This window comes from Pacificibacter sp. (assembly GCF_039769035.1).
Classification (GTDB): domain Bacteria; phylum Pseudomonadota; class Alphaproteobacteria; order Rhodobacterales; family Rhodobacteraceae; genus Celeribacter.
This window is the reverse complement of sequence record NZ_JBDMZG010000188.1, coordinates 1-8190: the sequence shown is the minus strand read 5'-3', so window position 1 is coordinate 8190 and position 8190 is coordinate 1. Positions and strand designations below refer to the sequence as shown.

Sequence of the window (8190 nt, the reverse complement as noted above, 5' to 3'; positions counted from 1 at the left end):
GAACCCAGATTCGCCCGCGTGGCCTTCGGCTTTGTTCACACCCAAGATCACCCGCGCGGATTTGCGACGCAGGATGTCAGCGAACACTTCATCCGCCGGCAAAATACCAGTGCGGCCATCGACAAGAAACAAGCAGACATCCGCCATGCCAACAGCCCGTTCGGTGAGCGCCCGCATACGGCCTTGCAGGCTTTCGTCGGTGGCTTCTTCCAAACCGGCTGTATCAATCACAGTGAACGGCAAGCCTTGCAGCTTGGCCTCGCCTTCGCGCAGATCACGTGTCACGCCAGGTTGGTCATCAACCAAGGCCAAACGACGCCCAACCAAACGGTTGAACAGGGTCGATTTGCCCACATTCGGACGGCCAACAATTGCAAGTGTAAAACTCATGGGTGATCCCGCTTTTCATATCAAGTCGCTCCGATACACCCAAAGCGCCGTTGGGGTAAAGGGGCAAAGCTCATAGCGCCAAAATCAGGGTTTATTTCAACGCTGCCAATGTGCCGTTTTCGAGCAAAACATACATGACACCACCCACAACGATCGGATCTGCCGCAGCCCCTGCTGGCAATGTGACCTGCGTCACCAAGGCCCCGCTTTCGGGCGCAAAGCCGCGCAACGATCCGTCAGAGGATGCCACCCAGAGTTTGCCACCGGCAACCACCGGACCATAGTGTGCAAAGACATCTTTGCGGCGTTTGACTTTTTCAGCGACAAACAATGGAAGTTGTTGTCCCCAAATGCGGTCGCCCGACGTGGCTGACATCCGCACCAACTCAGCGCGATCAGAAATGATAAAGACGGAACCGCCAACAACCGCCGCTGGGCTATAGGCCCCATCGCGCGCGGTCCAGCGTCTTTCGCCAGTGTCCAAATCAAAGGCCGCGAAACGCCCCGACTGGTTGCCCATGTAGGCCGTATTGCCAACTATCACAGGATCGGCAGAAATATCTGAAGCGTTGGCGTAGACAATGCCTTTACGCTGACCCGCCAAGGATGCAGACCAAAGACGCGTGCCACCTTTGCGGAACAGACCATAGACGTCGCCAGACGCAAATGGCACCACTGCCAAACGGTTGTTCACTGCTGGTGCAGGTGCACCAACGCGTGATTCTATGGTTTCAGGGCCCGAAACTTGCCATTTAATCCGGCCAGTCGACAGATCCAGCACCGACAGGCGCGCATCGCCTCCGACGACATAGACAAGCCCCTGATGCGTAGACAGACCAGCAGAACCAGCCGCATCGATGCGCTGGGTCCAAAGCTGTTGTCCTGTGGCAAGATCAAAGGCAATCACATCTCCGTAAGCCGTCGCTGCCAACAACGTGGTTCCAGAAATAACCAAAGTGCCACCAGACGCATCGCCGCGCCGTTCGCTTGCAGGTGTCACATCGTGGGTCCATAACACAGCGCCAGTTGCAGCAGATACGACCGTCACGTTTGATCCAGCGTCAAACGCAGCGACCATTCCATTTGCAGCCACAGGCGCAGAGGTCATACGCAATTTGCGTGTGTTGCCCTGACCAATTGGCATCGCCCAAGCGACGGTTGGCGTTGCAGTCGTAAACGCGTTGTGCCCAGAAGCATGTGATGCAGACCCACCAATTTGGGTCCAGCTTGCGCGGGTCACGGGTGCTCCGAGTGAAATCGCGGCCGTTTGATTTGGGCCAACCTCGGTGCGCACAACTTGCACAGCCAGACCGTCTCTCAGATCAAGCCGTTCGCCAGGCAAAATCACGTCTCTGTTGCCAGAGCACGCCGATAGACCCAATGCCAAAACCACTAGTCCTGCTTTACCTGCCTGTGCGATCATACGCTGATCCCCTCGTCTAAAATCATTTGCCTTGGGCCTGTTCAAACCAGCGTCATAAACGCCCAAACCATCATAAGTGCCAAGACATCATCAGTTCAGCATAACACCCTGAACCCCAAGTCGCATGTGTCAGCTTATTCTGCGGTTGGATCGGCCCCAAGCGCAACAATCATTTGCAAGCTTCGGCGGCGAAGCGCCTCTGTGGCCTCAACATCTTGAGAAATGGCACGGAACCCAGATACGGCTGCCTCAACATCGCCAAGCTCAACCTGTGCTGTGGCGATCTGTTCTTCGGCCAACAACCGGTACGGCGCACCAGGCGATGCGATGCCCGCCAACTGTGCTATACGATCTTCAGGCGCGATTTCATCAGCCCCAATCATCGTCGTCTTCAACACTGCAAGATCACGGTAAATCGCATCAAGCGTTGCATCGACAGTATACGGCGCAAGTGCAGCAATCGCGCCAGTGGTGTCGCCTGCGGCGTGCAGTTCACCAGCGCGCACCATGTCGGACACGATCCGTGCAGCGCCTGTAATGCCAGCAGCGCCCAGTGCTTCAGCGCGTGCAGCAGCGTCATCGTCAGCACTTGTCAAAGCCGCCGTGATCGCATCACCATTGGCTTGCGCCGCCGCTTCGGCTTTGGATTTCGACCATTCATTGTAGGCAGCACCGCCCACAATACCGACCACAGCAACAATGCCGATCCAGCCGTATTTGCGCAAAACGGCATAGAGTTTGTCGCGCTGGACCTCTTCGGTCACTTCGTCGATGAAACTGTCTGTATTGCTCACATTTGCCCCCGGGTCGATTTGATCTTTTCACTGCGTGCCACGGCTGTGGTCACGCACATGCGTTTCGTGTTGGCGTCACTCTTACCCCGAACCACGAAGCCTTGCCAAGAGCATGTAAGCCTTTGGGGGCATATGAACAACGCGAAGCGCGAAAAAGCGCCCGTCATCGGCGCACCGCGGGCGCTGAATACCTTCTGACAGGGGAAATGATCTCAACATATGACATAAACAGTCGGGGCGACTACGCCTCAGCCCACCGTGCCCTAAACGCTTGCGACAGCAGACAAAGCCTCGCGCACCAGTTTGAAGTCGGCCCCCTCTTTATAGGCCCCCTCCGACAAAATGCGTTTCCAGCGGCGCGCGCCAGGTTGACCAGCGAAGACGCCCAGCATGTGCCGCGTGATTTGCGCCAGCTTCCCGCCAGCCGCCACATGACGCCCGATATAGTCTTCCATCGCCAAAACAACGTCAGCGCGGCTCAAGACGTCGCGAGGATCATCATAGATCAACTGATCCGCACGCCCCAAAATATCATAAGGTTGATGGTACGCCGCACGCCCCACCATGACGCCATCCATAACTTCAAGCTGCGCGCGCATCGCATCTTCGGTGGCAATCCCGCCGTTGATCGACAGATGCAAATCGGGAAACGCTACTTTCATCGCATGCACCAAATCATAGTCCAATGGCGGAATGTCGCGGTTTTCCTTGGGCGAAAGGCCTTGCAACCATGCTTTGCGCGCATGGATTGTCAGGCGCTTAACACCAGCACTTTGCATTTTCTCCAAAAACGCAGGCAACACCTCAGTGGGGTCTTGATCATCCACACCGATACGGCACTTAACGGTCACCTCAACATTTGCAGCCGCCATCATCGCTTGCACGCAGTCAGCCACCAAATCCGGCGACTTCATCAAAATAGCCCCAAATGCGCCAGACTGCACACGATCCGACGGACAGCCAACATTCAGGTTCACCTCGTCATAGCCCTCGTCCACACACATCTTTGTGGCTTCAGCCAACTCAGCAGCATCTGACCCACCAAGCTGCACCGCAACGGGGTGTTCTTGTTCCGAAAACGCCAACAAATGCCGCGCTCCACCGCGTACCAGCGCAGGTGCAGTTACCATTTCCGTGTACAACAGCGCATGGTGCGACATCAGCCGGTGAAAATACCGACAATGGCGATCCGTCCACTCCATCATAGGCGCGACAGAGAGCTTTGCGGCGGTGTTAAGATCGGGCTTTGACGTCATTGTGTCGTTCACATCCTTAGAAGCGTCGCCTTTTGACCCGAGCAAGCCGCGCCGTCAAGCCGGTGCACAGACCTTAACCGATGATTTCAAATTTATGGACGTCCACCATGCCGCGATCGGTGATTTTCAACGCAGGGATCACAGGCAGCGCCAAAAACGCCAATTGCAAGAATGGCTCTTCCAGCGTCACGCCAAGGGTTTTCGCAGCTGCGCGCAGATCAACCAATTTGTCACGCACCACTTCAAACGGCTCAAGGCTCATTAGGCCGGCCACAGGCAGTGCCAGTTCAGCCAAGATTTTGCCACCAGAGGCGACAACAAACCCGCCCTCAATCTCGCTCATGCGATTGGCGGCCAGCGCCATGTCGTCGTAATCCACGCCGACGCAAGCGATGTTGTGGTGATCATGACAAACGGTCGAGGCAATTGCCCCCGCTTGCAGACCAAAGCCTTTGACAAAGCCGCTGGCGATATTGCCGTTTTTGCCGTGCCGCTCAATCACGGTGATCCGTGTCAGGTCGCGTTTGGGATCGGGCTTTTTGTCGCCGTCCTCAATGGGGATCACCTCATGCAAGTGTTCCGTGATGATCTTGCCTTCAAGAATACCGATTACATCGGTCTCTTCGCGGTTGCCTGTCGAGCGAAAACTTTGCGCGCTCACATGTGGTGCTTTCACAGAATTTCGCGCGACTGGCGCAATCTCTGTACGGGCCTCAAATGCCTCATCTGTAACTTCAACACCACCACAGAACACTTTGGAAGAATTACACTTTTCCAATGAATCTATCACCACAATATCTGCCCGTTTGCTCGGCGCGATCATGCCGCGATCTTTCAATCCAAAGGCCTCAGCCGCCGACAGACTTGCCGCGCGGTAGACAGACAAAGGCGAACAGCCAAGCGCAATCAGCGTGCGGATCATGTAATCCAAATGTCCGTGCTCGCCGATGTCCAAAGGATTGCGATCATCGGTACACAGGCACATATAGGCCGAGGTGATATCGGTCAAAAGCGGTTGAAGCGCGTGCAGATCCTTGGACACGGACCCCTCGCGAATGAGCACTCGCATACCCTTGCGCAGCTTTTCCTGCGCCTCTGCGTAAGTCGTCGCCTCATGTTCCGTGCGTATGCCCGCGGCGATATAGGCGTTCAAATCGCGGCCTGATAATTGCGGGCAATGACCATCGATGTGCTGATCTTCGAACAGCTTGATCTTGGCCATGGCTTGGGGATCACGGAACATCACACCGGGGTAATTCATGAACTCGGCCAGGCCGATGGAAGACTTATGCCCCATGACCTGCTGCAAATCCTCAGCCAGCAATTCCGCCCCTGCGGTTTCCATATGGGTCGAAGGCACACAAGAGGACAGCTGCACGCGGATATCCATCAACGTGTGCTCGGAAGCCTGTTGAAAGTACTTAATCCCATCGAGACCAATCACATTGGCAATCTCATGCGGGTCACAAATCGCCGTCGTTACCCCACGCGGCGTGACGCAGCGGTCGAATTCGAACGGCGTCACTAAAGAACTTTCGATATGCAAATGCGTATCAATGAAGCCTGGCACAAGGATTTGTCCTGAAACATCAATCTCTTGCTTGCCTGTATAGCTTTCAAAAACGCCAGCAATACGGTCGCCGCAAATCGCCACATCGCCTTCAATCAATTCCCCTGTCATCAGATCGAAAATGCGCCCACCTTTAAGCACGATGTCGGCAATCTCGTCGCCTTTGGCTTGGGCAATACGGGTTTCAAGATCGGACATCGGCGTCTCCTATGACATCACGGCAGGAATGGTTTCAACGTCTTGCGGCAGCCCGAACGCGGCGCGTTCTGCTTCGCGTGCAGGAACAAGCCATACAACGCGCGCGCCATCTTCAAGCTCTGCAATCGCAGCTTTGCGCTGATCTGACAGCATCCAATCGCTGGTGCCGTGGTCCTTGCCCACTACAATACGATCCGCATCGCGCCGCGCCAGCTCGAAAATCGGCGCAAAAGCAGGCTCGGCGGCGATGATCAAATCCGCCTCTTGCATCCGCTGCACTGCGCGTAGGGTCATCAAATCGGGGTCCGCCGCCCCTACGCTGATCACCGTGATCTGCCCCTGCCCTGCATCATCCGGCGCACCGCCATTTTGGATGGCGGTTTTGATCAGTTCTGCCGCCTCGCGTTCGGCGCCACGGGCATGCAATTGGCGGGGCTTATCTGCCCAAACCCAGCGCCAAAAGGCGCGGCGTTTGTCTTTGTGGACATGCTGTGCAGCCGCTCCGCGCAAACGCCCAGCAAGCGCCACGAGATCGCCAAGTTTAGGTTCAAGCACTTGTTCCAAATGGGTTTTGACCTGCCGTGCCAACACTGGGGCCGCGCCTTCTGTGCCAATGGCCACCACCAAAGGGTCACGGTCCACAAGACTTGGCGTATTGGCCTCACATAGATCCGGCTGATCCACCACATTGACCAAAGCGCCCGACGTGCGCACCAACGCGTGGATTGACGCGTCAAGCCCCGGACAACCGGAACCGACAAACACCAATGCTGCGCCTTTGAACGTCTCGGGCGTGATGGGGCCGCGTTCGTGCTGTGCACGGCCTTCATCGACCAATGCTTGTAATTCTTCGTCCAAATCCGGCGCAACGAAAGTGATGCGCGCCTCAGATTTCAACATCAACCGCGCTTTTTGCGCAGCCGTTTCACCACCACCAACGATGATCACATCACGGTCAGCCATGCGGAGGAACATCGGGAAAAATTTCATAGGGGCCGTCTCTTTTGCTGCGCGTTTATAAAGTGATCTAGAACCTCGCCGCAAAAGACAAGGGGGCGCTTGGAAAAACGCCCCCTTTCAATCGATTAGAAAACTCAATTTACATCAACAGACCTACCAATTGAAGGCTTTGACAAAATTGCGTTTACCCAGTGTCAAAGCATCCGAAACATGCAACATCGGGCGCAAATCGACGTCTGATTTTTCATCCGCCACAAGGTCAGACATATTGGCATAGAGATTGGGGTATTCACCGGTCAGGCCGTCTTCGGCCCCCGCTTGAATCACCCCATCAATCAATAGCAATCCGCCACCGTTTTTCAGCGTCATCACGCCTTGGTCGGTCACGGCCTCGATCTGCCAAATATCATCGCCTTCGTGATCCCAATTCATATCCGCCGTCACAGCGCCGCCATGAGGGTGATAGAAATCAAGCTGAGCAGCGATCGGCGTATCGCAGTTTTCAGGGAAATCCAGCGTGGCAGATTTCAAGTGAATCGCGTCTGGCAAGATCTCTGTCACGATAGACAAGGCGTTGATACCAGGGTCGAAAATACCCATTCCGCCTGCTTCAAACACCCAATCTTGACCGGGGTGCCATTTGCGCACGCTTTCATGCCATGTCACCGTAAAGCTCTCAACGGTTTTACCTGCGAGCCACGCCTTGGCCGCCTTCACAAAAGCCGCTTCGCGTGAATGCCATGTGGCGTAAAGCGTCAAACCTGCATCATCGGCCAGCTCCGCCAGAGTATGCACCTCGGACAAGGTCGCCCCTGGTGGTTTTTCCAGCATCACATGACGCCCAGCTTTCAGAGCCGCGCGGGCGTATTCAAACCGTGGAACCGGCGGCATGCACAAAGATACAACTTCGACCTCAGGATGCGCTTTGAGCATCTCATCCATCGAGGTGTAATTGGGAATACCATCGACAACAGTGTTGCGAGACACAGCAGCGGCGAGTTCCCAATCGCTTGAGGCATTCAACGCAGGGATATGTTGGTCAATGGCGATCTTGCCGACACCGACCAAGGCGATTTTACGTGGCATAGTCAGTCCCTACTCTGTTTTAATGGCTGTCTTTGCCAACGTCATTGCCGCGACAGCCTTTGAGGAAATCAAGATCCGCACCGGTGTCAGCGCCCTCAACATGAGCGTTGTGCAAGAAGGCGTAGCCAGAAGTTGGCGCATCGCCAAGCGGTTTCCAAGCAGCCAAGCGCTCGGCCAATTCTGCATCGGAAATATCCAAACGCAGCACGCGGTTTTCCACATCCAACTCGATCATATCGCCGTTTTGCACGACAGCCAAAGGTCCGCCTGCTGCAGCCTCAGGCGAGGTGTGCAAGACAACCGTGCCGTAAGCCGTGCCAGACATGCGCGCATCTGAAATACGCACCATATCGGTGATGCCCTTTTTCAAAACCTTGGGCGGCAAGCCCATATTGCCGACCTCAGCCATGCCGGGATAGCCTTTTGGACCACAGTTTTTCATCACCATGACGCAGGTCTCATCAATGTCCAAAGCGTCATCGTTGATTTTGGCTTTGTAGTCGTCGATGTCTT

The 8190-nt window shown here is 55.5% G+C and carries 8 protein-coding genes; all 8 read right to left on the bottom strand.

Annotated features, from left to right (window positions below; genetic code table 11):
• The coding region (locus ABF287_RS15300; protein WP_347185862.1) for a GTPase at positions 1–390 on the bottom strand (390 nt) is incomplete at its 3' end.
• Positions 391–481: 91 nt separating this feature from the next.
• Entirely contained in the window at positions 482–1813 is a 1332-nt protein-coding gene (locus ABF287_RS15295) for a PQQ-binding-like beta-propeller repeat protein (RefSeq protein WP_347185861.1), read from the bottom strand.
• Positions 1814–1947: 134 nt separating this feature from the next.
• Positions 1948–2607, bottom strand: coding sequence for a hypothetical protein (locus ABF287_RS15290; RefSeq protein WP_347185860.1), 660 nt, complete (start codon positions 2605–2607; stop codon positions 1948–1950).
• 263 nt (positions 2608–2870) lie between these two features.
• Positions 2871–3863, bottom strand: coding sequence for a tRNA dihydrouridine(20/20a) synthase DusA (gene dusA, locus ABF287_RS15285; protein ID WP_347185863.1), 993 nt, complete (start codon positions 3861–3863; stop codon positions 2871–2873).
• 73 nt (positions 3864–3936) lie between these two features.
• A complete protein-coding gene (gene ade / locus ABF287_RS15280) occupies positions 3937–5631 on the bottom strand; it encodes an adenine deaminase (RefSeq protein ID WP_347185859.1) in 1695 nt (564 codons plus the stop codon).
• A 9-nt stretch (positions 5632–5640) separates the two neighbouring features.
• Positions 5641–6621 carry an NAD(P)-dependent oxidoreductase gene (locus ABF287_RS15275; protein ID WP_347185858.1) on the bottom strand — a complete coding sequence of 327 codons (981 nt, stop codon included), beginning with the start codon at positions 6619–6621 and terminating at the stop codon, positions 5641–5643.
• A 123-nt stretch (positions 6622–6744) separates the two neighbouring features.
• Complete coding sequence (locus tag ABF287_RS15270; protein ID WP_347185857.1) at positions 6745–7677, bottom strand: Gfo/Idh/MocA family oxidoreductase; 933 nt, start codon at positions 7675–7677, stop codon at positions 6745–6747.
• Positions 7678–7696: 19 nt separating this feature from the next.
• The coding region (locus ABF287_RS15265) for a dihydroxy-acid dehydratase (protein WP_347185856.1) at positions 7697–8190 on the bottom strand (494 nt) is incomplete at its 5' end.

Bases quoted from the DNA above. Each gene is read 5' to 3' on its own strand.
- ABF287_RS15295 (WP_347185861.1), bottom strand. From the start codon at position 1,813: ATGATCGCACAGGCAGGTAAAGCAGGACTAGTGGTTTTGGCATTGGGT.
- dusA (WP_347185863.1), bottom strand. From the start codon at position 3,863: ATGACGTCAAAGCCCGATCTTAACACCGCCGCAAAGCTCTCTGTCGCG.
- ade (WP_347185859.1), bottom strand. From the start codon at position 5,631: ATGTCCGATCTTGAAACCCGTATTGCCCAAGCCAAAGGCGACGAGATT.
- ABF287_RS15275 (WP_347185858.1), bottom strand. From the start codon at position 6,621: ATGAAATTTTTCCCGATGTTCCTCCGCATGGCTGACCGTGATGTGATC.
- ABF287_RS15270 (WP_347185857.1), bottom strand. From the start codon at position 7,677: ATGCCACGTAAAATCGCCTTGGTCGGTGTCGGCAAGATCGCCATTGAC.